Raw genomic sequence first — 21,555 nt, 5'->3', positions numbered from 1 at the left:
TCCACCCGCGCCATGTCCACCGCCGCCATCGATCCCGCCCGCAATCCGCTTCGCCATGACGCCCAGGTGATCGGGCTGGTCGGGCTGGCGCATGGGGTCTCGCATTTCTATCATCTGCTGCTGGCACCGCTGTTCCCGTGGATCAAGACCGAGTTCGGGCTGAGCTATGCGGAGCTGGGGCTGCTGATGACGGTGTTCTTCGCCGTGTCGGCGGTGGTGCAGACTGCCTCGGGCTTCGTGGTGGACCGCTTCGGTGCGCGGCCGGTGCTGTTTGCCGGGCTGGCCTTCCTGGGCAGCGCGGCGCTGCTGCTGTCGGCCAGCAACGGCTATGCCGCGCTGCTGGCCGGCGCGGCGGTGGCGGGGCTGGGCAATGGCGTGTTCCACCCGGCCGACTTCACGCTGCTGAACAAGCATGTGTCGCAGCCGCGGCTGGGCCATGCCTTCTCGGTGCACGGCATTTCCGGCAACCTGGGCTGGGCCGCGGCGCCGCTGTTCCTGGTCACCATCGCCAACCTGGCCAGCTGGCGCACGGCGCTGGCGGCGGCCTCGGTGGTGGCCTTCGTGGTGTTGGCCGTGCTGGTGGTGCTGCGCCATGTGCTGGACCCGCGCGAGGTGCGTGGCGCCGTGGGCCGGCCCGCCAAGGCCGCCGGCGGCAGCCTGCTGGGCTTCCTGCGCCTGCCGCAGGTGTGGGTGTGCTGGGCGTTCTTCCTGCTGACCACGTTCTCCGCCGCGGGCATCCAGAGCTTTGCCCCGACTGCGCTGACTTACCTGTACGGCATGCCGTACACGCTGGCCACGGCTTCGTACACCATTTACATGCTGTGCAGCGCCGGCGGCATGGTCGTCGGCGGCTTTGCGGCCAGTCGCACCAGCAACCATGACCGGCTTATCGCCACCAGCTTTACCGTTTCCGGCCTGATCGCTATCCTGGTCGGGCTGAACCTGTTTCCCGCCTTGCTGGTGCCGGTGCTGATGGGCGTGATCGGGTTTGGCGCCGGCACCGCCGGGCCGTCGCGCGACCTGCTGGTGCGCGCCGCCGCGCCCGCCGGCGCCACTGGGCGCGTCTATGGCGTGGTCTATTCCGGCCTCGATATCGGGCTGGCCTGCGGCCCGCTGTTCTTCGGGGCGTTGATGGACGCGCGGCTGCCGGCCTGGGTGTTCTTCATGATCGGCGGCTTCCAGCTGATCTCGATCTTTACCGCGGTGACGGTGGGCAACGGCAACCGCTTGCGCCGCGGTGCCGCGGCGCCGGCAGCCTGAGCCCGGCCGGCACCGCCGGCCACCATTGCCTGCCTTCTGCGCATCCTGCCTTGTTCCGCCTGCCTCGAGGAGGTTTTCATGACTGCCACGCCGGGCCATCCGAACCCTGACACTCCCGATTCGCACGAAGCGAGCGATGCGCCGCTGTTGGGCGGCCCGCTGTTGGGTGGACATATCCTGGTTGATGCGTTATTGGCCCACGGCGCCGAACTCGCCTTCGGCGTGCCGGGTGAAAGCTACCTGGCGGTGCTCGACGGTTTCCATCGCCGCCGCGACCAGTTGCGCTTCATCGTCTGCCGCCAGGAAGGCGGCGCCGCGGTCATGGCCGAAGCCTACGGCAAGCTGACCGGCCGCCCCGGGCTGGCCTTCTGCACGCGCGGCCCCGGCGCCACCAATGCCAGCATCGGCGTGCATACGGCGTTCCAGGACTCGACGCCGATGATCCTGTTCATCGGGCAGGTCGGCACCGATTTCATGGACCGCGAGGCCTTCCAGGAAATCGATTACCGCCGCATGTTCGGCCAGATGGCGAAGTGGGTGGCGCAGATCGACCGCGTCGAGCGCATCCCGGAATACATCGCGCGCGCCTACCAGACCGCGACCTCGGGCCGGCCCGGCCCGGTGGTGCTGGCGCTGCCGGAGGACATGCTGACGCAGACGGCCGTAGTGCCGCAGCTGCGTGGCTACGAGCGCGTGCTGAGCTGGCCGGGCGACTCCGAGATGGCGCGCCTTCAGCAAATGCTGGAAGCCGCCGAGCGGCCCTTCGTGCTGACTGGCGGCAGCGGCTGGACGCCGCAGGCCTGCGCCGACCTGCAGGCCTTCGCCGAACGCTTTGCGCTGCCGGTAGGCTGCGCCTTCCGCGGACAAGACCTGTTCGACAACCGCCATCCCAACTATGCCGGCGATGTCGGCATCGGCATCAACCCGGCGCTGGCCGAGCGCATCCGCCAATCCGACCTGGTGCTGGCCATCGGCCCGCGCCTGGGCGAGATGACCACCGGCGGCTATGCACTGATCGCCGCGCCGCGGCCCGCGCAAACGCTCGTGCACGTGCACGCCGGTGCCGAGGAACTGGGCAGCGTCTATCAGGCTGACCTGATGATCCACGCCTCGATGCCGGCCATCGCCGCGCGCCTTGCCGCGTTGGAGCCCGCCGCAGCCCCGCGTTGGCTGGCCTGGACCGGGGCGGCCCAGGCTGACTACGCGCGCTACCTGCAGCCCCCGGCATTTACAGGGCAGGGCGTCGACATGGCAGAGGTCATCCGCACGCTCGACCAGATGCTGCCGGACGACGCAGTGGTCACCAACGGTGCCGGCAACTATGCCAGTTGGCTGCATCGTTATTTCCACTATCGCCCGTTCCGCAATGGCGGCCGCGGCCAACTGGCGCCGACCAGCGGCGCGATGGGCTATGGCGTGCCGGCCGCGGTCGGCGCCAAGATCGCCTTCCCGCAGCGCACCGTGGTGGCGCTGGCCGGCGACGGCTGCTTCCTGATGAATGGCCAGGAACTTGCTACGGCAATGCAGTACCAGGCGCCGGTGGTGTTCATCGTCGTCAATAACGGCATGTACGGCACTATCCGGATGCATCAGGAGCGCGAATACCCGACCCATGTATCGGGCACCGAGCTGCACAACCCAGACTTCGCCGCGCTGGCGCGCGCCTATGGTGCGCGCGGCGAGATCGTGACCACGACCGAGGCCTTCGCCCCGGCGCTGCGCGCCGCGCTGGAGGCGCCGGTGTCGACACTGATCGAGATCCGCGTCGACCCGGACGTGATCACGCCACGCACCACGCTCAGCGCGATCCGCGCGCACGCACTCGCCGGCCGGCAGCACTGAACGCGGCGCGCCGCAACGGATTCTTACCATCCATCAGGAGACCATTGATGAAGCCTGTCACCACCGACCTGTGCGACGCCCATGAAGACCGCCTCGCCGCCGGCACCCTGCGCGTGATGGCGCCGGTGTTCCGCGCCTGGGGCAAGCAGGGCGCCTTTGCCGGCCCGGCCGCGACGCTGAGGGTGTTTGAAGACAATGCGCTGGTGCGCACCGTGCTGGAAGCGCCGGGCCAGGGCCGGGTATTGGTGATCGACGGTGGCGGCTCGCTGCGCCGCGCGCTGGTCGGCGGCAATCTCGGCCTGCTGGCCGAGAAGAACGGCTGGGCCGGCATTATCGTCAACGGCTGCGTGCGCGACAGCGCCGAGCTGGATGTGTGCGATATCGGCATCCGCGCGCTTGCCGCGCACCCGCAGAAAAGCCAGAAGCGCAACGTCGGCGAAAGCGAAGTCACGGTGCAGATGCCCGGCGCGCTCGTGCGTCCGGGCAACTGGATTTACGTCGACGCCGACGGCGTGCTGGTCTCGGACGACAAGCTGGAGGGCTGAGCATGCCTCGCGTCTTCGTCTACGGCACGCTACGCGCCGGCGAGGTCAACGACCTGAACGCGGCTGCGCACCGGCACGGCATTGCCGCGCCGACGCTGCTGGGCATGGCCACGGTGGCGGGGCGGCTCTATGACTTTGGGACCTATCCCGGGCTGGTGCTGGATGCGGCGGCCGGGCCGGTTGTCGGGGACATCTATGACATTGCCGACGCGCTGCTGCCGGTGCTCGACGAGATTGAAGAGGTTTATCCGGGGCAGGCAACGCTTTTCGTGCGCGAGGAATGCGCGGTCCAGCAGGATGGCAAGCCTGTTGCCTGCCTGCTCTATCCGGTGGCGGAAGCCGCCGTGGCCACGTTGCCGCACATTGGCAGCGGTGACTGGGTGGCCTATCGCCGCGCGCGCGATTCGGCCAGCGCTTGAAAGCAGTCCCAGCAAAGCTATCCAATCAGCGGCGTCCTTGTGGCGCCGTTTTCTTTGGCTCGCGCCTGGCACCCCCATCACGCGCATGACTTCAAAGCTGATTTTTCACGATGTGGAAAGGTGTTGCGGTCTGCAAGAATAGATGGTTTGCGGAGCACAACGCCATTTCTCATGATGGAATATCATGTCCCGTATCGTGAAATAAAGTTTGTAATGCTTTGAATTTATTGAAGAAAAAAAGTCAGCGGCAATGTCGGTTCAGGGTTGTTGCGACGCGGGAGCTTTCTCTACACTCTTATATAAGACACATGACCTGAGACGTAAAAAAAGCCCCCACAGGCGGCGCCCCAAGACAGGTGATCAAGAGATTCTCGGCCATCCCAAACACCTTCAGGAGAGTGACTATGAACCGCCAGGAACAGATCGAGGCCCTGCAAAAGGACTGGGATACCAACCCCCGCTGGAAGGGTATCCAGCGCAACTTCACCGCCGAAGACGTCGTGCGCCTGCGTGGTTCGGTCCAGGTTGAGCACACCCTGGCACGCCGCGGCGCCGAAAAGCTGTGGAACCTGCTGCACACCGAGCCGTTCGTCAACTCGCTGGGCGCGCTGACCGGCAACCAGGCGATGCAGCAAGTGAAGGCCGGCCTGAAGGCCATCTACCTGTCGGGCTGGCAAGTCGCCGGCGACGCCAACCTGGCCGGTGAAATGTACCCCGACCAGTCGCTGTACCCGGCCAACTCGGTGCCGCAAGTCGTCAAGCGCATCAACAACACCTTCCAGCGCGCCGACCAGATCCAGTGGAGCGAAGGCAAGGGCGATACCGACTTCTTCGCCCCGATCGTGGCTGACGCTGAAGCTGGCTTCGGCGGCGTGCTGAACGCGTTCGAACTGATGAAGTCCATGATCGAAGCGGGCGCCGCCGGCGTTCACTTCGAAGACCAGCTGGCCTCCGTCAAGAAGTGCGGCCACATGGGCGGCAAGGTGCTGGTGCCGACCCGCGAAGCCGTCGCCAAGCTGACCGCCGCCCGCCTGGCCGCCGACGTCTCGGGCGTACCGACCCTGGTGATCGCTCGTACCGACGCCGAGGCCGCCGACCTGCTGACCTCGGACGTGGACGACAACGACAAGCCGTTCTGCACCGGCGAGCGCACCGTGGAAGGCTTCTACCGCGTCCGCAACGGCCTGCAGCAATCGATCTCGCGCGCCCTGGCATACGCTGAAGTGGCTGACCTGGTGTGGTGCGAAACCGGCAAGCCGGACCTCGAGTTCGCCAAGAAGTTTGCCGAAGCCGTGCACGCCAAGTTCCCGGGCAAGATGCTGGCCTACAACTGCTCGCCGTCGTTCAACTGGAAGAAGAACCTGGACGACGCCACCATCGCCAAGTTCCAGAGGGAACTGGGCGCCATGGGCTACAAGTTCCAGTTCATCACGCTGGCTGGCTTCCACTCGCTGAACTACTCGATGTTCAACCTGGCCTACGGCTACGCCCGCAACCAGATGAGCGCGTTCGTGGAACTGCAGGAAGCCGAGTTCAAGGCGGCCGAGAAGGGCTTCACCGCGGTCAAGCACCAGCGCGAAGTCGGCACCGGCTACTTCGACGCCGTGACCCAGACCATCGAAGGCGGCCAGTCGTCGACGACCGCCCTGAAGGGTTCGACCGAAGACGAGCAGTTCTTCGAAGACAAGAAAGTGGCCTGACTCTCCTGGTCACCCCCGCCGGCTAGTGGGTCCGGCGGATCAGGGGGGCGTGCGACCATCATGCCCTCCAATTTAGGCGACGCGCCGTTCTCTCTCAGGGACGGCGCGCTTTTTTTTCTTAACGCTTGCACAGACGCGGTTTAGCGCCCCATGCGGCGGTTGTAGCTGCGCGAAATGCGGGCCATCAGCGCCGGATCGTTTTCACCCATGCTGTCGAATGTCACCCGGACGTGGCCGTCTGCCAACTGATCTACACCGGCCATCACCGCGCTGCTTTCCAGACTGCCCACCACGATGCCGCTGACCGGATCCTCGATGCTGATCGCCAGTCCCTGGTCGTGCATGGCCCCTGCTGCTGCGGTGAAGGTGCGGTCGAAGCTGGCCGGCGTCATGACCGTAAAGGCGCCTGTCCCGGCCGGAGGTAATGCACATGCCGAAAGCGCCAGGATGCTTCCGCAGGCTATCAGTGAGAGTCGCATGATGATGACACCTTCCGTCAGCCCCGGACCGAAAATGTACGCGTTGCGACTTTATTGCGAGTTTTCCACTCGCTGATCGCCTTGCCACAAGATTAGGCGACATTGGCGAAGATTCCATGCGAAGTCAGCGGATGCATCGCAGAGCGTCCGGGCAAACAGTCAGTGCGAAATGCAATAAATTGTCACATCTGACGACTTGTTGCATTTGGATGATGCCGGCAGTAAGTGGATGCCATAAAGTGCCCCGGCCTTTGTCGGCACTTTCCGAGCCACCACCAAGAACAACATCATGAAAGCATCATTCTCACTCGCTACCTGCGCCGTCGCGGCGGCACTGCTGGCCGGCTGTTCCGGCGGCATGCCCACCAACATCGACGGCATGGTGTCCGCCGGCTCGTCGCTGGCCAAGGCCGCGACGCTGAGCGACGCGGACGTCAAGAGCCTGTCCGACCAGGCCTGCGCCGAATCGGACAGGACCAACAAGATCGCCGGCGCCAATACCACCTACGGCAAGCGCCTGGCCAAGATCATGAGCGGCCTGAATGGCAGCAACGTGCCCAACGTCAATGCCAAGGTGTACCTGACCAAGGACGTCAACGCCTGGGCCATGGCCAATGGCTGCGTGCGCGTCTACAGCGGCCTGATGGACATGATGACCGACGATGAAGTACGTGGCGTGCTCGGCCACGAACTGGGCCATGTCGCGCTGGGCCACACCAGGAAGGCCATGCAGGTCGCCTACACGGCCACGGCCGCGCGTGGCGCGGCCGCGGCGGCAGGCAACAGCGCGGTGGCCGCGCTGTCCTCGTCGCAGTTGGGTGAGTTGGGCGAGAAGCTGATCAACGCGCAGTTCTCGCAGTCGCAGGAAAGCGCGGCCGATGACTACTCATTCGACCTGCTGACCAAAAACAAGGCCAACACGCGTGGCCTGGTGACGGCATTCCAGAAGCTGGCCAAGCTCGATGGCGGCAAGTCGAGCATGTTCTCGTCGCACCCGGGCTCGGATGACCGCGCCAGGCATATGGAGGAGCGGATTCGCAAGGCTTCGTAAACCACTGGGCGCATCAACGGCAACGCCCGCACCGGATAGCCCGGTGCGGGCGTTGTACTTTCTGCCAGAGCAGGCCGGGTCAGCGATACACGATCACCGGGATATCGGTATGCGTCAGCACCTTCTGTGTTTCGCTGCCGAGCAGCAGGCCGGACAGCCCGCGCCGGCCATGCGACGCCATGAAGATCACGTCGCAGCTATGGCGCTCGGCCGCATCGATGATGCCGAGGTAGGGCACGGCGAAGGTCGACATGTCGGCGTCGAAGGTGACGCCGGCCGCGGTTGCGAGGTTCTCGATTTCCTTCAGGTAGAGCTTGGCCTGGTTCTCGATGCGGTCCTTGAAGGCCTGCGGCGCCTCGACCACGATTTCGCTGAACGGGGTATAGGGATACTCCTCCAGGCAGACATAGGCCGTGACGCGCGCGCCGATGGCCTTGGCGAGTTCCAGCCCGCCGTTGATGGCTTTCTTGGAGAGTTCCGAGCCGTCGGTGGGTAGCAGGATGTGTTGGAACATGCGGGGCTCCTTTTCTGACCAGGGAAGGGGGCAGGGCGGCCGCCCGGCGCCGGTGGGGCGATGCCGGGCGGTGGAAAGCGCCTGTCTGCAACCATTGTAGTCAGTGTGCCGAGTACGGCATTGTGCAAAATCAATTGCACAAAAGCGTTCCAGCCGGAGCCCTTGCGCTGGCCGTCAGCCTGCCAGCGCCGCTGCCGCCGGCACGGATGCCGCCTGCTCCGCCCGGCGCCAGTAGGCCGGGTTACCGTAAGTGTTCTTCAGGTGGTCGATAAACAGCCGTACCCGCAGCGGCAGGTGCTTGCGTTGCGGGAATACGGCATGGATGCCGATCGGCGGCGCCTGGAATTCGTCCAGCACCGTGACCAACCGGCCACTGGCGATTTCGTTGCCAACTTCCCACCACGACCGCCACGCCAGGCCGTTGCCCTGCAGGCACCACTCGTGCAGCACCGCGCCGTCGGTGCATTCCATGGTGCCGCCGACCTTGACAGTCACCGAGCGCCCGTCTTCCGCGAACACCCAGCCGCGCTGCACGTTGGCGCTGGCGCCGAAGGCCAGGCAGTTGTGCCGCTGCAGGTCGTCCGGCGTGTTGGGACGGCCAGCGCGGGCCAGGTAGTCGGGCGAGGCCACCACCACGCGCCGGGTCTCGGCCAGCCGGATCGACACCAGGCTGGAGTCGGGCAGGTCGCCCAGCCGGATCGCGCAGTCGAAGCCCTCGTTGACCAGGTCGACCACGCGGTCGGACAAGTCCAGGGTGATCGATACGTCCGGGTGCGATTCAATGAACAGCGGCACCAGCGGTGCCACATGCTTGCGGCCATAGCCGGCCGGCGCGGTCACGCGCAGGTGGCCGCTGGCCTTGACGCCGCCGGCCGAGACGCTGGCCTCGGCATTGTGCAGGTCGTTCAGGATGCGCTGGCAGTCCTCCAGGAAGGCCGAGCCTTCGAAGGTCAGGCTGATCTTGCGCGTGGTACGTACCAGTAACTTCACGCCCAGCCGCTCTTCCAGCGCATCGATGCGGCGCCCGATGATGGCCGGCGCCACGCCTTCCGCCGCTGCCGCCGCCGACAGGCTGCCGCGCGACGCGACGGATACAAAAGTCTCCAGCTGTTTGAAATGGTCCACAAATGTTTGCCGAGTAGTGCCCAGCCCGCGCACTTTGTGCCGGCCCGGTCACGCCCGATGCATTGCGGCGTGCTGCCAGCGGCCAATGCGCAAGGATTTAGTGCGTAGTATCGTTTTAGTCAGCCAAGATTAGTGGTCGAAAAGTAAAAGATCAAGTGACCCGGGGCACCTTTGCCGCAGTGCAGCGTCTCCCTACAATGCGATGCATTCACTGGTGTACACGGCCACGCAGTTGTGGTCCGGCACCGACACACTTTGCAGAGTCAGGTTGCCAGCGCCCCCCATGAACAAGATCCGCGCAGTCGTCTTCGATGCCTACGGCACGCTGTTCGACGTGTATTCCGTCACCGCGCGCGCGGAACAGCTGTTCCCGGGCCGCGGCGAGGCGCTGGCGCTGCTCTGGCGCGACCGCCAGATCGACTACACGCGCATCCGCACCATGGCTGCGCACGACGGCGCGCATTACAAGCCGTTCTGGGCCATCACCGTGGACGCGCTGCGCTACGCCGCCGAACGCCTGGGCCTGCCGCTGGACGAGGCCACCGAAGCCCAGCTGCTCAAGGAATACGCCTGCCTGTCGGCCTTCCCGGAAAACCTGGGCGCGCTCAAGCGCCTGCGCAAGGCGGGGCTGCCGCTGGGCATCCTGTCCAACGGCAACGCCGAGATGCTCGACATCTCGGTCAAGAGCGCCGGCATGCATGGCCTGTTCGACCATGTGCTGTCGGTCGATGCGGTGCGCCAGTACAAGACCGCGCCGGCCGCCTATGCGCTTGGGCCGCTGGCCTTCGGCCTGGAGGCGCAGGAGATGCTGTTCGTCTCGTCCAACGGCTGGGACGCCTGCGGCGCTACCTGGTATGGCTACACCACCTTCTGGATCAACCGTGCCGGCCATCCGGCGGAGCGGCTCGACGTAGCCCCCTCCGGCACCGGGCACGACATGAACGACCTGCTTGAATTCGTCCGCGCCCATGGCGTGGCGGCATAGCAGGGCGCCCCAATCACCAAGCTATCGCTATCGTTTAACAGGAGAACACTGATGGCTATCACGCTGCCCGCGGGCATGAAGATTACCGGCGAAATCCTGCCGGCCTACGAAGATATCCTCACGCCGGAAGCCCTGGCCCTGGTAGACAAGCTGCACCGCGCCTTCGAGCCGCGCCGTCAGGAACTGCTGGCCGCGCGCGTCGAGCGCGCCAAACGCCTGGACGCAGGCGAAGTCCCCGATTTCCTGCCGGAAACCAAGAGCATCCGCGAAGGCGACTGGAAAGTTGCCCCGATCCCCAAGGCGCTGGAATGCCGCCGCGTGGAAATCACCGGTCCGGTCGAAGCCAAGATGGTGATCAACGCCTTCAACTCGGGCGCTGACAGCTACATGACCGACTTCGAGGATTCCAACACCCCCAACTGGCACAACCAGCTGCAGGGCCAGGTCAACCTGAAGGCCGCCGTGCGCCGCACGCTGACCCTGGAATCGAAGGGCAAGCAATACAAGCTGAACGACAAGATCGCCACGCTGCAAGTGCGTCCGCGCGGCTGGCACCTGGATGAGAAGCACGTCACCATCGACGGCAAGCGCATCTCGGGCGGCATCTTCGACTTCGCGCTGTTCCTGTTCCACAACGCCCGCGAGCAGATCGCCCGCGGCGCCGGCCCGTTCTTCTATCTGCCCAAGATGGAAAGCCATCTTGAAGCGCGCCTGTGGAACGACATCTTCGTGATGGCACAGCAGGAAATCGGCCTGCCGCAAGGCACCATCAAGGCCACCGTGCTGATCGAGACCATCCTCGCCGCGTTCGAAATGGATGAAATCCTGTACGAACTGCGCGAGCACAGCGCTGGCCTGAACGCTGGCCGCTGGGACTACATCTTCTCGTGCATCAAGAAGTTCAAGAACGACAAGGACTTCTGCCTGGCCGACCGCGCCAAGGTCACCATGACCGCGCCGTTCATGCGCGCCTACGCGCTGCTGCTGCTCAAGACCTGCCACCATCGCGGCGCCCCCGCCATGGGCGGCATGAGCGCCCTGATCCCGATCAAGAACGATCCGGAGAAGAACGCCATCGCCATGGAAGGCATCATCAGCGACAAGCGCCGCGATGCCACCGACGGCTATGACGGCGGCTGGGTGGCCCACCCGGGCCTGGTCGAGCCGGCCATGAAGGAATTCGTGGCAGTGCTGGGCGACAAGCCGAACCAGTTCGAGAAGCAACGTCCGGACGTGCAAGTGAAGGGCGCCGACCTGCTCGACTTCAAGCCGGAAACGCCGATCACCGAGCACGGCCTGCGCATGAACATCAACGTCGGCATCCACTACCTGGGCGCCTGGCTGGATGGCAACGGTTGCGTGCCGATCCACAACCTGATGGAAGATGCCGCGACCGCCGAGATCTCGCGCTCGCAGGTGTGGCAATGGATCCGTTCGCCGAAGGGCAAGCTGGAAGACGGCACCAAGGTCACGGCCGAGCTGGTGCGCAAGCTGATCCCGGAAGAACTGGCCAAGGTGAAGGAACTGGTCGGTGGCGACACCAAGACCTATGACCGCGCTGCCGAGATCTTCGAGCAGATGTCGACGTCGGAGGACTTCGCCGAGTTCCTGACGCTGCCGCTGTACGAAGAAGTCTGAGCGGCCCGCATCGCTCCGGCATGACCTAAAACCGCAGCCTGATGGCTGCGGTTTTTTGATTCCTTTCCGTCGCTCACAGCGGCCCGGGCAGCGTCTTCAGCCCGATCCAGAGCACCATGATGATCACATTGACCGGCACGCTGAGCGCGCCCGGTACGTAGAACAGCGCCGACAGCACCGGCGCGCACAGCACGCCTTCCACCACGCTGCCCGCGACATAGAAGAAGACGCCGCACCACAGCCAGCGCCGCATATAAGTCGGCAGCCAGTGCGCACGTGTCTTGTTGAAATGCCAGGCGTGGGCCCGCTCGGCGCGGCTTCCCCGACTGGCGTCGCGGAACAGCCAGTTGAAGAAAAAATAGCGGTACAGCAGCGTGCGGAAGGCCAGCTCTTGCATGATCACTCCTTTGGCCGTGCCGAGCCGGTGGTGGGCAATGTTCATACCAGCGCATGCGTGCAGGGACGACGGCGGCTTACACCAGCAGCGTAGCAAGAAGTCGCAGGAACAGCCCAGGCGCCGAACGCAATCCGGGTCCGCGGCATGCTGGAAAACCCCGCATGTCGCCTGCCGCAACACTCTCTAATATGAAGTATCCGCCGCCAGCGCGGCCTACAACATCAAAGCGGAGACTTCAGATATGGACCGTCGACAGTTCCTGGGCACCGCAGCCCTTGCCGCAGCCGCCGGCGTAGCGCCGTACGCCATGGCGCAGCAGTGGCCGGCGCGGCCGATCCGGCTGGTGGTGGCGTATCCGCCCGGCGGCGGTACGGACGTGGTGGCGCGGCTGTTTGCCGACTATCTTGGCCGCGTGACAGGCCAGTCGGTGGTGGTGGAGAACAAGCCGGGCGGCGCCACCATTCCCGCCACGCAGGACGTGATCCGCGCACGGAACGACGGCCAGACGCTGCTGGTGACGCTGGGTTCGTCCGCCACCTCGGGCGCGCATATCAACCGCGTGCCCTATGATCCGCTGACCGACCTCACCGCGCTTGCCGAACTCGGCCGCGCCCCAGTGCTGCTTGCCGCCAACAAGGACGCCCCATATTCCACGCTGAAGGAACTGATTGCCTATTCCAAGGCCAATCCGGGCAAGCCGATCCATTCCGCCTCGTACGGACCGGGCACGTCGTCGCACTTTGGCCCGCTGCTGTTCAACCGGCTGGCAGGCACCAACCTGGAGCCGGTGCTGTACAAGGGCTCGGCGCCTGCCACGCAGGATCTGGTAGGCGGCGTGGTGCCGCTGATGATCGATGGCCTGACCACCGGCGTGCCGCTTTATCAGGTGGGCAAGACCAAGGTGCTGGCGACCACCATGCCGGAACGCTCGGATCTGGCGCCCGGCGCGCCGACGTTCCGCGAGCTGGGTTTCCAGGAGATGGAGCAACTTAGCGGCTATTTCGCCCTGTTCGGGCCAAAGGGCATGCCCAAGGCCACGGTCGATGCCGTCTCGGAGGCCGTGCGCAAGGTGCTGGCCGATCCGGCTTACCAGAAGCGGCTGGCCGGCGTTGGCGTGCTGCCCGCGCAGGCGGTCACGCCGGAAGCGTTTGCCGCGCAGATCCGGACCGACCATGCGCGCTGGGGCCAGTTCATCAAGGACATTGGCTTCAAGATCGAGAATTGAGCCCGCCCAAGCCGGTCCGGGGCCAGCCAGGGGCACGGGAGGCGACCGTCCGGCGCCGCCACGAGGCAAATTCTTGTCCATACTGAACCTTGCCGCGGCGCCGTGCCGCGGCAACCAAGAATCAGCAGCCTATGGAGGGAATCGTGTTCAAGCACATCTTGCTGGCCACCGATGGCTCGGAGCTTTCCAAGGTCGCCATGGCGGCGGCGATCAATTTCGTCAAGGCGGGCGATGCGAAGCTGACGGCGTATACGTGCATGGAGGAATATCCGTACCTGTCCTCGGGGGATGCCGGCCATCCGCGGCGAAAGGCATATGAGGAACATGAGGCCGAGCGCGCCAACGCGGTGCTGGCCGCGGTTGTCGCGGCGGCCACCGAGGCCGGCGTGACCTGCCAGACCGACATGAGCACATCGGTGCCGTACAAGGGCATCATCGATGCCGCCGCCAAGCACGGCTGCGATGTGATCTTCATGGCGTCGCACGGACGGCGCGGGCTCGAGGGGCTGCTGGTCGGCAGCGAAACGCAGAAGGTGCTGACCCACTGCACGATCCCGGTGCTGGTCTACCGCTGAGCTGGCGCAATCCGCCAGTCAGGATTCCTTTGGGCCGCAGGGCAGGCCGATTCGCGAGCCGGCGGTTGTGGCAATGTGAACACGCCCGCGCCGGGCCGTCATAAGCGGTAGCCCTGGCTCGGATTCACCGTCCAGCCGCCGGCGCCATCGAGTTCCAGCACCTGGTGGTGGTACTTGAGCAGCGAGGGACGGTGGCTGACGCTGACCAGCGTCGCCTCCATGCCGGCCAGCAACCGGTACATGCCGTCTTCGTTGGCGATATCGAGCGCGCTGGTGGCCTCGTCGAGCATCACATAGCGCGGCCGCGACAGCAGCACGCGCCCGATCGTCAGCCGCTGCTGCTCGCCCAGCGACAGCACCTTGCCCCAGTCCACTTCGGTATCGAGGCCGCCGAAGCGGTCGACGATGCCGCCAAGGTTCACCAGCTCGAGCAGCCGGATCAGTTCGTCGTCCGCGATGTGCTGCCCGATGTGATTGGGGTAGAGCAGCTGGCCACGCAGGCTGCCGACGACCATGTACGGGTGCTGCGGCAGGAACAGCATGTCCTGCGGCCTGGGGCGCATGATGCAGCCGCTGCCGCTGGTCCACAAGCCGGCGATGGCGCGCATCAGCGAACTCTTGCCACCGCCGCTGGCGCCGACGATCAGCAGCCCTTGGCCGGGATCCGCCGACACTGTCAGGTCGCGCACCAGCGTGCGTTCGAGGTTGGGCGTGCGCAGCGTCACGTGCAGCAGTGACAGGCGCGAGTCCTGCACCGATTCGATCGTCGGCACCGGCTCGGCTGGTTTGTCCGGGCTGGCCGGCCTGGCCGGCTCGTTGGCCAGTGTGCTGGCGAAAGTATCCAGCCGGTCCAGCCCGGCGACGAAGCGGGCCAGCTCTTCGAAGTTGTCGACGATTACCGTCAGCGCATTCAGCACCGCGGCGAACGCCCCCGCGGCCTGGATGGCGCGCCCGACCTCCATTTCCCCGGACAGCACATGCGAGGCGACGATGGCGCTCGGGAGCAGGATGGTAAGGAAGCCGTAGCCGTACTGGAACGTGTTCAGGCTCAACTGCCACTTGATGAGCTTGTCGAAGTTGCGGAAGGCTTGCTCGAAGCGGCCCCTGACATGCGACGATTCCAGCGCCTCGCCGCGGTAGAAGGCGATCGATTCGGCGTTCTCGCGCACCCGGATCAGGCTGAAGCGGAAGTCCGCCTCGCGCTTGAGCTGGAAGAAGTTCAACCCGATCAGCACGCGCCCGAAGAAGACCATCGAGACGAAGCTCCCGGCGATGGCGTAGACCACCAGGAAGTAGACCAGCATCTGGGAAATTGACCACAGCACGGCGCTGAAGGCGATCAGCTGCAGCAGCGCGCCGATGCCGATCGACAGGAAATACAGCGATTGCTTGGTGAAGGTATTGATGTCTTCGGCGATGCGCTGGTCCGGATTGTCGATCGCCGCGTTGGCGTTGAGCTTGTAATAGGTCCGGTCCTTGAAGTACCCCTCGAGGTAATGGCGGGTGAGCCATCGTCGCCACAGCAGGCCCAGTTTGTTGCGCAGGAAGTAGTAAGAGGAATAGATGGGAACGGCGCCGAGCAGAATGTAGAGGCACTTCTGGATAGAGTCCCAGAAACGGTCGGCATCTTGCGCCGCCAGGGCCGAAGTGAATTCGCCGGTTTGTTCGTTGATCCAGACTTCGGCCTGCGTCTGCCCAAGCAGCAGCAGGATCAGCAAGACCAGCAGGCCGGACGCCTTCCATCGCTCACGCGAAAACCAGTAGGGTCGGGCAATGGCCCAGTAACGGGTCCACACATGGCGCGTGGGGACGCCCGGACGTTTCTTGCGGGCCGAAGTGGTGCCGGCAATCCTTGGCTCGGGCACAACGCTCATCTGACTCTCCAGCGCTGACGGATTCCCTGCCGCCACGCACATCTGTCGCGCTGCAACGAAGCGGACCAGCAGGAGAATCTGGATGAAATATAGGACAGCAAAATCCACGCCCGACCAGAATTCATCCGTGCATTGCTCGTTTTTTCTTGCGCCGCCGCGCGGTGTGCGGTGTTGGCGGCAATGCCGGACCTGCGCGCGGCCAGGGGTGGCCAAGGCGATACAAGCGGACCCTGCATCGAACCCTGCACGCCTCTCCCAACCGTGCCGGCAAGTACTGCTCGGGTGCGTTCATTTTTGCTAATGATATTGAATTATCATTAAAGCTCGCGTAGCATCGCCTGGCATCGCCAACGACACTTTGCCTGCCGATGGGCAGCCTGGCATGACGATCACGCATCCACGGAACGAACCCTCGCCGCCCCCGGCTCCCATCCTCGAGGCGGACGGCGTCCAGGCCGGCTATGGCGCCGCCCCCGTGCTGTCGGCGCTGACGCTGCGCGTCTGGCCCGGTGAGATCTATGCACTGCTGGGCGCCAATGGCGCCGGCAAGACCACCACGCTGAGCCTGTTCCTGGGCTTTGTGACGCCTGGCTGCGGGCGCGTACGGGTCAACCGGGTCGATCCGGCGCAGGACCCGGCCGGCGCGCGCCGGCAGATCGCCTATATCCCCGAAAACGTCGCGCTTTATGAGCACCTGAGCGCGCGCGAGAATGTGGCCTACCTGCTGAGCCTGGCAGGGCAGCAGGAAACCACGCCCGCGATCGACGATGCGCTGCAGGCGGCCGGACTGGAGCCAGCCGCGTTCGGGCGGCGCGTGGCCGGCTTTTCCAAGGGCATGCGGCAGAAGGTGGCGATCGCGCTGGCGCTGCGGCGCAAGGTGGCGGCGTTGCTGCTTGACGAACCCACGTCGGGCCTCGATCCGCAAGCAACCGCCGAATTCAACCGCCTGCTGGCGCTGCTGCGCGCCCAGGGCGTGGCCACGCTGATGGTGACCCACGACCTGCTGTCCGCGGCCGACATCGCCGATCGCATCGGCTTTATCCAGTCCGGCCGCCTTGCCGCCGAGTTTGTTGCGCAGGGGCCGGAGCGCTTCGACGTGCGCGCCTTGCACCAGCGCTACGCGCAAGGCGCGGCATGAGCACGTCCTGGCTGATCGCGCGCGAGGAATGGCGCCTGATGCGGCGCGACCGGGTGGCGGTGGCCAGCCTGGCACTGGTGCTGTTGCTGACCATCGCCGCCATCCTGAGCGCATGGGAACACCATCGCGATGTCAGCGCGCAGCAGGCGCGCTACCAGCAGCAGGCCGACCGCGAGTTCGCCAGCCAGCCCGACCGGCACCCGCACCGGATGGCGCACTACGGGCACTACCTGTTCCGGCCGCTGAGCCCGCTGGCGGTGTTCGATCCCGGCATCGATCTCTATACCGGCCGTTCGCTATACCTGGAGGCGCACCGGCAGAACAGCGCCAACTTCGGCGAGGTGCGGCAGTCGTCGCTCCTGGTGCGTTTCGGACAACTGTCGCCGGCCTTCGTGCTGCAGGTGCTGGCGCCGCTGCTGCTGATCTTTGCCGGCCACGGCGTGCTCGCGCGCGAGCGCGAGAGCGGCGTGCTGCGCGTGTTGCTGGCGCAGGGCGTGCGGGGTGGCCAGCTGGTGCGGGGCAAGGTGCTCGCCGTTGCGGGCGTGGCGCTGGCCGTACTGCTGCCCGCGGCGGCGGTGTTGGCATGGATCGCGCTGGCCCGGCCAAGCGATGCGCCGCTGGCCGCGCTGCTGGCGGCGGCGTACGCCGGCTGGCTGCTGCTGTGGTCGCTGCTCGTTACCGTGGTCTCGGCCTGGTGCCGCCGCAGCCGCGATGCGCTGCTGGTGCTGCTGGCGCTGTGGGCCGTGCTGGTGATCATGCTGCCGCGCGCGGTGCCGGACCTGGTCAACACCGTGGTGGCGCTGCCGACGCGGCTGGAAAGCACCATCGCGGTAGAGCGCGAACTCGCGGCGATCGGCGACAGCCATGACCCGGAGGACCCTTACTACAACGGCTTCCGGCAGAAGATCCTGGCACAGTACGGCGTGCGCCGCGTCGAGGATCTGCCGGTGAACTACAAGGGCCTGCTCAAGACCGAAGGCGAACGGCTTACCAGCGCCTTGTTCGACCGGCACGCCGATGCGGCCTTTGCACTGCAGTTCCGGCAGGTCCGGCTCACCGATGCGCTCGGCTTGCTCAGCCCCGCCTTCGCGCTGCGCCGCCTGTCGATGACGGCTGCCGCCACCGACCTGCATGCCTATCGCGACTTCCTGTGGCAGGGCGAGCGTTATCGCTATGGCCTGGTGCAGTTTCTGAACCGGCTGGAAGCCGAGCAGATCCGCTATGCCGATGCGGTCGATCCGGCCAGGGAGAATCGCATCGGCCATCACCATTGGCAGGCGCTGCCGGCGTTTGCCTACGTGCCGCCATCCCATGCCGGCATTGCACGTCGAGCGCTGGCGCCGGCACTGGTGCTGCTCGCCTGGCTGGCGGCGTGGCTGTGGCTGGCACGCATGGCCGCGCGCCGGCTGGAGGGGATGACGCGATGAGCGGATGGAGACTGGGCATGCGCGAGGAATGGCGCCTGATCCTGCGCGCGCGGCTGACCGTGGCCGCACTGGTGCTGCTGTGCCTGCTGTCCTGCCTGGCGGTGGCGGCGGGGCTGCATGAAGTATCGCGGCAGCAGCACACCATCGCGCGCGCGGCGGCACTGCACGAACTGCGCGCCGCGGACGTGTATGAGCGCCATGCGGGCGACGTCGGCATGGTGGCCTACTACAGCTTCTACTTCACCGCGGATCCCCCTTCGAACGCGGCTTTCCTGGCGCTGGGCCTGCGCGACGTGGCGCCGTTCATCCAGCGCGTGCGCATGCTGGGCCTGCAGTGGCAGGTCTATGACGGCGAGCATTTCAATCCCGAGCTGGCGCTGCCGGGGCGTTTCGACTTTGCCTTCGTGCTGGTCTACCTGGCGCCGCTGTTCGTGATTGCCTTGCTGCATGACCTGGTCTCGGGCGAGCGCCAGGCCGGGCGGCTGCGGCTGCTATTGTCGATGCCGGGATCGCTGCGGCAGCTGTGGCTGCGGCGCGTGGCGCTGCGCTATGGCCTGGTGCTGGCCTGCCTGGCGCTGCCGATGCTGGCGGGCGCGGCCGTGGCCGGCATGCCATGGCCCGCGATCGCGGCCGCCGTGGCGGTGGTGGCCAGCTACCTGGTCTTCTGGTTCGGCGTCGCGCTGCTGGTGGTCACGCGCGGCTGGCGCTCGCGCACCAATGCCACGGTGCTGATGGGCATCTGGGTGGGCCTGACCGTAGTCCTGCCGGTAGTCGCCAATATTGGGCTGGCGCGCGCCATCCCCGTCAATCACGGCATCGACCTGATGCTGGCGCAGCGCCAGGCCGTCCACGCGGGCTGGGAGGTGCCGCGCGAAGTCACCATGCGCCAGTTCGTACGCAGCCACCCGCAATGGGCCGGTATCGCGCCGCCGCGCACTGGATTCAACTGGGCCTGGTACTACGCGCTGCACCAGGTCGGCGACGAGAGCGTGGCGGGCCAGGTGCAGGCTTACCGTGCCGGGCTCGATGCGCGGCAACAGTGGACGGGCCGGCTCGGCTGGTTGCTGCCCGGCGTGGCAGCGCAGGCCTTCCTGCACCGGCTGGCGCACACCGACCTCGACGCGCAGCTGGCCTTCCAGGACCGCATCGGCGCGTTCCACCAGTCGGTCAGAACGTTTCACTATCCCTACCTGTTCGGCAGGCGTGCCCTTGGCGCGGAGGACTTCGCCGCCAGGCCGGCCTTTGCCGCGGCAACACCGCAGCCACATGTCGCCAGCGATTACCTGCTGGCGGCAATTGTGCTGCCATGGTTGCTGGGCGCGCTGGGCCTGTGGGCGATGTTTGCGGTGCGGCTGCGGCCTTGAGGAAAATGCGCTGGATGCCCTCCAGCGCATAGGGGGAACTCGCGCGCATGCTTGCCGGCCGCGGTGGACGATGCAGGCGCTGTGAAAGCGGTTCCTTCAAGTCCACTACGGGTGTGCAGGTACAATCCTCGGCAAACTGACACACAAATACGAGGGGACAACACCATGAATGGTGTGGTTTCAGGCCGCCTTGCGCCGAGGTGCCCTTGAATACACGCTTCATCGAGGCCTTCATGTGGGTGGCGCGGCTTGGCAGCTTCCGCGCTGCGGCCGACCACCTGCACATCACGCAGGCAGCCATGTCAAACCGCATCGCCTCGCTCGAGCAGGAGATCGGGGCCCGCGTCTTTGAACGCGAGGCCCGCGATCTGCGACTGACGCCGGTTGGCCTGCGGCTGCTCAGCTATGGTGAGCGGATGCTCGAACTGCAGCGCGAGATCATGGTGCTGGGCCGCTCGGACCAGCAGTTGCTCGGGCTGGTGCGCATCGGCGCGATCGAGACCGTGGTGCATACCTGGCTGGTCGACTTCCTGCGCCACCTGAGTTCGACCTACCCCGGCATCGAGGTGCAGATCACCTCCGAGACGACCGAAGGGCTGCACAAGAGCTTGCGCGCCGGCGCAATCGATATCGCGCTGCAGACCGACACTGCCGTCGGCGAAGGCATTGCCAGCATGCCCTGCCTGCCGATGGCGATGGGCTGGGTTGGCCCGCCGGGCGAACCGCAGCCGGGTGAAGGCGTGCTGGCCGGGCTGCTCCAGCATCCGACCATCACGATGAGCCGGGGCTCGCAGCCCCACGTTGCGCTCAAGGAGCTGTATCGCAAGGCCGGACTGCCCGTGGGCAAGGTGCATTGCGTCAGCTCGATCGCTGCCATTGTCAGGCTGGTCAGGGGCGGGTTCGGCAATGCCCTGATGCCGCTGGCACCGGTGCGCGAGCAGGTCGAGCGCGGCGAATTGCGCCTGCTTGCCTGCGATGTCCCGCTGCCCCCCCAGCGCGTCGTGGTCAGCTATCACGACCATGGTGTTTCCGAGGCCATCCGCTTCGTTGCCGAACTGGCCTGCCGCGAATCGGATCGGTTCGTCCAGTCGCTGCCTGCACCCTATTCGGGTGCTTAGTGTCCTGTTCCGCAGATTCCTTGCCATCTACGGAACAGGACACTAGAGGCCATTGCGCCACCGTGGTGCGGTTTTCCGGCCGCATCCATAAGAAAAACTGATCGAAAGGACCAACAATTTCCCGTTTGTCCTGACTCGCTGCTGCAACGATCATCGACTCATCCGCCGAACCCGGCGATCCCCCCATCAGAGGAGACAGAGTCAGATGAGTAATCTTGCGGCCATTCCCCCACATGGCTTGTTGTTCGTCGCGTCCGATGTGGATGCGGCCGATGAAGCCGATTTCAATCTCTGGTACGACCGCGAACACGTAGAGGAGCGTGCGCGCGTTCCAGGCTTTCTCTCGGCCGCGCGTTACCAGGCAGTGCACGGTGGCCCGAAGTACCTTGGCCTCTATCGCACCGAATCGCTGGCTGCGTTCACCTCGGCCGCCTACAAGCAGGCCTTTCGGCACCAGACCCCATGGTCAGTCACCAACCTGGGGCGCATGCGCAGGCCAATGCGCCGCGTGTGCGCGGTCAATGCCGCGGTGGGACAAGGTAGCGGAAGCTGGATCGCGGTCGTTCCGCTGGCGCGTGCCGACGATGTCGTGTCCCTCATCGATCGGGCCGGCGAGGTGGGGGACGAACTCTCGCTGCGCGCCGGGTTCGTCCGCTCCTATCTTCTCGTCCCCGACGACGAACTCAGTCAACCTTTGCCCAACGAGAGCCTGGAAGGCCGCGAGCTGCGTCCCTTGTTCGTCGTGGAGAGCAGCGATGAACAGGCAAGCGAGCTCGCTGTGAGCATCGCGGCGCAGGGCCTGCACGCCGATCCCGCGGGCGCGACGCGCTACGTCCTCAAGTGGAAACTCTACGCAAAGGAACTGACGTCATGAGCGAA

At 65.7% G+C, this 21,555-nt stretch carries 20 protein-coding genes; 15 read left to right on the top strand and 5 right to left on the bottom strand.

Annotation, left to right across the window (positions count from 1 at the left end; genetic code table 11):
• The first annotated feature begins 12 nt into the window (after positions 1-12).
• From ACIP1U_RS07225 to aceA, 5 genes are all read left to right on the top strand, one after another.
• Entirely contained in the window at positions 13-1,260 is a 1,248-nt protein-coding gene (locus tag ACIP1U_RS07225; protein ID WP_400313262.1) for an MFS transporter, read from the top strand.
• A gap of 78 nt (positions 1,261-1,338) precedes the next feature.
• Positions 1,339-3,102, top strand: coding sequence for a thiamine pyrophosphate-binding protein (locus ACIP1U_RS07220; protein ID WP_400313259.1), 1,764 nt, complete (start codon positions 1,339-1,341; stop codon positions 3,100-3,102).
• 47 nt (positions 3,103-3,149) lie between these two features.
• Positions 3,150-3,647: a ribonuclease E activity regulator RraA gene (gene rraA, locus ACIP1U_RS07215; RefSeq protein ID WP_400313257.1), complete on the top strand. Its 498-nt coding sequence runs from the start codon at positions 3,150-3,152 to the stop codon at positions 3,645-3,647.
• 2 nt (positions 3,648-3,649) lie between these two features.
• Positions 3,650-4,066 carry a gamma-glutamylcyclotransferase gene (locus tag ACIP1U_RS07210; protein ID WP_400313254.1) on the top strand — a complete coding sequence of 139 codons (417 nt, stop codon included), beginning with the start codon at positions 3,650-3,652 and terminating at the stop codon, positions 4,064-4,066.
• Positions 4,067-4,470: 404 nt separating this feature from the next.
• Positions 4,471-5,766: an isocitrate lyase gene (gene aceA, locus ACIP1U_RS07205; RefSeq protein WP_400313252.1), complete on the top strand. Its 1,296-nt coding sequence runs from the start codon at positions 4,471-4,473 to the stop codon at positions 5,764-5,766.
• A gap of 140 nt (positions 5,767-5,906) precedes the next feature.
• Here the strand turns inward: aceA and ACIP1U_RS07200 are convergent, their stop codons facing one another.
• Complete coding sequence (locus tag ACIP1U_RS07200; RefSeq protein ID WP_400313249.1) at positions 5,907-6,245, bottom strand: penicillin-binding protein; 339 nt, start codon at positions 6,243-6,245, stop codon at positions 5,907-5,909.
• 289 nt (positions 6,246-6,534) lie between these two features.
• Here ACIP1U_RS07200 and ACIP1U_RS07195 point away from each other — a divergent pair, with 289 nt between their 5' ends.
• The gene (locus ACIP1U_RS07195; RefSeq protein WP_400313248.1) at positions 6,535-7,296 is read left to right on the top strand and encodes a M48 family metalloprotease; all 762 of its coding nucleotides are present in this window, start codon (positions 6,535-6,537) and stop codon (positions 7,294-7,296) included.
• Between the two features lie 79 nt (positions 7,297-7,375).
• Here ACIP1U_RS07195 and ACIP1U_RS07190 read toward each other — a convergent pair whose 3' ends face one another.
• Positions 7,376-7,810: a universal stress protein gene (locus tag ACIP1U_RS07190; protein ID WP_400313246.1), complete on the bottom strand. Its 435-nt coding sequence runs from the start codon at positions 7,808-7,810 to the stop codon at positions 7,376-7,378.
• Between the two features lie 174 nt (positions 7,811-7,984).
• On the bottom strand, positions 7,985-8,935 hold the full coding sequence (locus ACIP1U_RS07185; protein WP_400313243.1) for a LysR family transcriptional regulator: 951 nt from the start codon (positions 8,933-8,935) through the stop codon (positions 7,985-7,987).
• Between the two features lie 283 nt (positions 8,936-9,218).
• Between ACIP1U_RS07185 and ACIP1U_RS07180 the strand changes: the two genes are divergently transcribed.
• Positions 9,219-9,920, top strand: a complete 702-nt coding sequence (locus ACIP1U_RS07180; protein WP_342913647.1) for a haloacid dehalogenase type II — start codon at positions 9,219-9,221, stop codon at positions 9,918-9,920.
• Positions 9,921-9,971: 51 nt separating this feature from the next.
• The gene (gene aceB / locus ACIP1U_RS07175) at positions 9,972-11,558 is read left to right on the top strand and encodes a malate synthase A (protein WP_400313240.1); all 1,587 of its coding nucleotides are present in this window, start codon (positions 9,972-9,974) and stop codon (positions 11,556-11,558) included.
• A gap of 73 nt (positions 11,559-11,631) precedes the next feature.
• Here the strand turns inward: aceB and ACIP1U_RS07170 are convergent, their stop codons facing one another.
• A complete protein-coding gene (locus ACIP1U_RS07170) occupies positions 11,632-11,955 on the bottom strand; it encodes a hypothetical protein (RefSeq protein ID WP_400313237.1) in 324 nt (107 codons plus the stop codon).
• Between the two features lie 241 nt (positions 11,956-12,196).
• Here ACIP1U_RS07170 and ACIP1U_RS07165 point away from each other — a divergent pair, with 241 nt between their 5' ends.
• A complete protein-coding gene (locus ACIP1U_RS07165) occupies positions 12,197-13,180 on the top strand; it encodes a Bug family tripartite tricarboxylate transporter substrate binding protein (RefSeq protein WP_400313236.1) in 984 nt (327 codons plus the stop codon).
• Between the two features lie 143 nt (positions 13,181-13,323).
• Positions 13,324-13,755: a universal stress protein gene (locus ACIP1U_RS07160; RefSeq protein ID WP_400313234.1), complete on the top strand. Its 432-nt coding sequence runs from the start codon at positions 13,324-13,326 to the stop codon at positions 13,753-13,755.
• A gap of 98 nt (positions 13,756-13,853) precedes the next feature.
• On the opposite strand, the gene ACIP1U_RS07155 is transcribed toward ACIP1U_RS07160, so the two are convergent.
• On the bottom strand, positions 13,854-15,629 hold the full coding sequence (locus tag ACIP1U_RS07155; protein ID WP_400313231.1) for an ABC transporter ATP-binding protein/permease: 1,776 nt from the start codon (positions 15,627-15,629) through the stop codon (positions 13,854-13,856).
• A gap of 382 nt (positions 15,630-16,011) precedes the next feature.
• On the opposite strand from ACIP1U_RS07155, the gene ACIP1U_RS07150 reads away from it, so the two are divergent.
• From ACIP1U_RS07150 to ACIP1U_RS07130, 5 genes are all read left to right on the top strand, one after another.
• Positions 16,012-16,767 carry an ABC transporter ATP-binding protein gene (locus tag ACIP1U_RS07150; protein WP_400313228.1) on the top strand — a complete coding sequence of 252 codons (756 nt, stop codon included), beginning with the start codon at positions 16,012-16,014 and terminating at the stop codon, positions 16,765-16,767.
• The gene (locus tag ACIP1U_RS07145; RefSeq protein ID WP_400313225.1) at positions 16,764-18,194 is read left to right on the top strand and encodes a DUF3526 domain-containing protein; all 1,431 of its coding nucleotides are present in this window, start codon (positions 16,764-16,766) and stop codon (positions 18,192-18,194) included. The genes ACIP1U_RS07150 and ACIP1U_RS07145 overlap by 4 nt, the downstream gene beginning before the upstream one ends.
• Complete coding sequence (locus ACIP1U_RS07140) at positions 18,191-19,558, top strand: ABC transporter permease (protein ID WP_400313222.1); 1,368 nt, start codon at positions 18,191-18,193, stop codon at positions 19,556-19,558. Before ACIP1U_RS07145 ends, ACIP1U_RS07140 begins: the two co-directional genes overlap by 4 nt.
• A gap of 206 nt (positions 19,559-19,764) precedes the next feature.
• The gene (locus tag ACIP1U_RS07135; RefSeq protein WP_400313219.1) at positions 19,765-20,676 is read left to right on the top strand and encodes a LysR family transcriptional regulator; all 912 of its coding nucleotides are present in this window, start codon (positions 19,765-19,767) and stop codon (positions 20,674-20,676) included.
• Positions 20,677-20,881: 205 nt separating this feature from the next.
• Positions 20,882-21,550, top strand: a complete 669-nt coding sequence (locus ACIP1U_RS07130) for a hypothetical protein (RefSeq protein WP_400313216.1) — start codon at positions 20,882-20,884, stop codon at positions 21,548-21,550.
• Positions 21,551-21,555: the final 5 nt, after the last annotated feature.

It is taken from the genome of Cupriavidus sp. NPDC089707 (assembly GCF_044748965.1).
Taxonomy (GTDB): domain Bacteria; phylum Pseudomonadota; class Gammaproteobacteria; order Burkholderiales; family Burkholderiaceae; genus Cupriavidus.
Note: the sequence above shows the minus strand (reverse complement) of the source record. Positions and strands in the feature narration are given on the sequence as shown.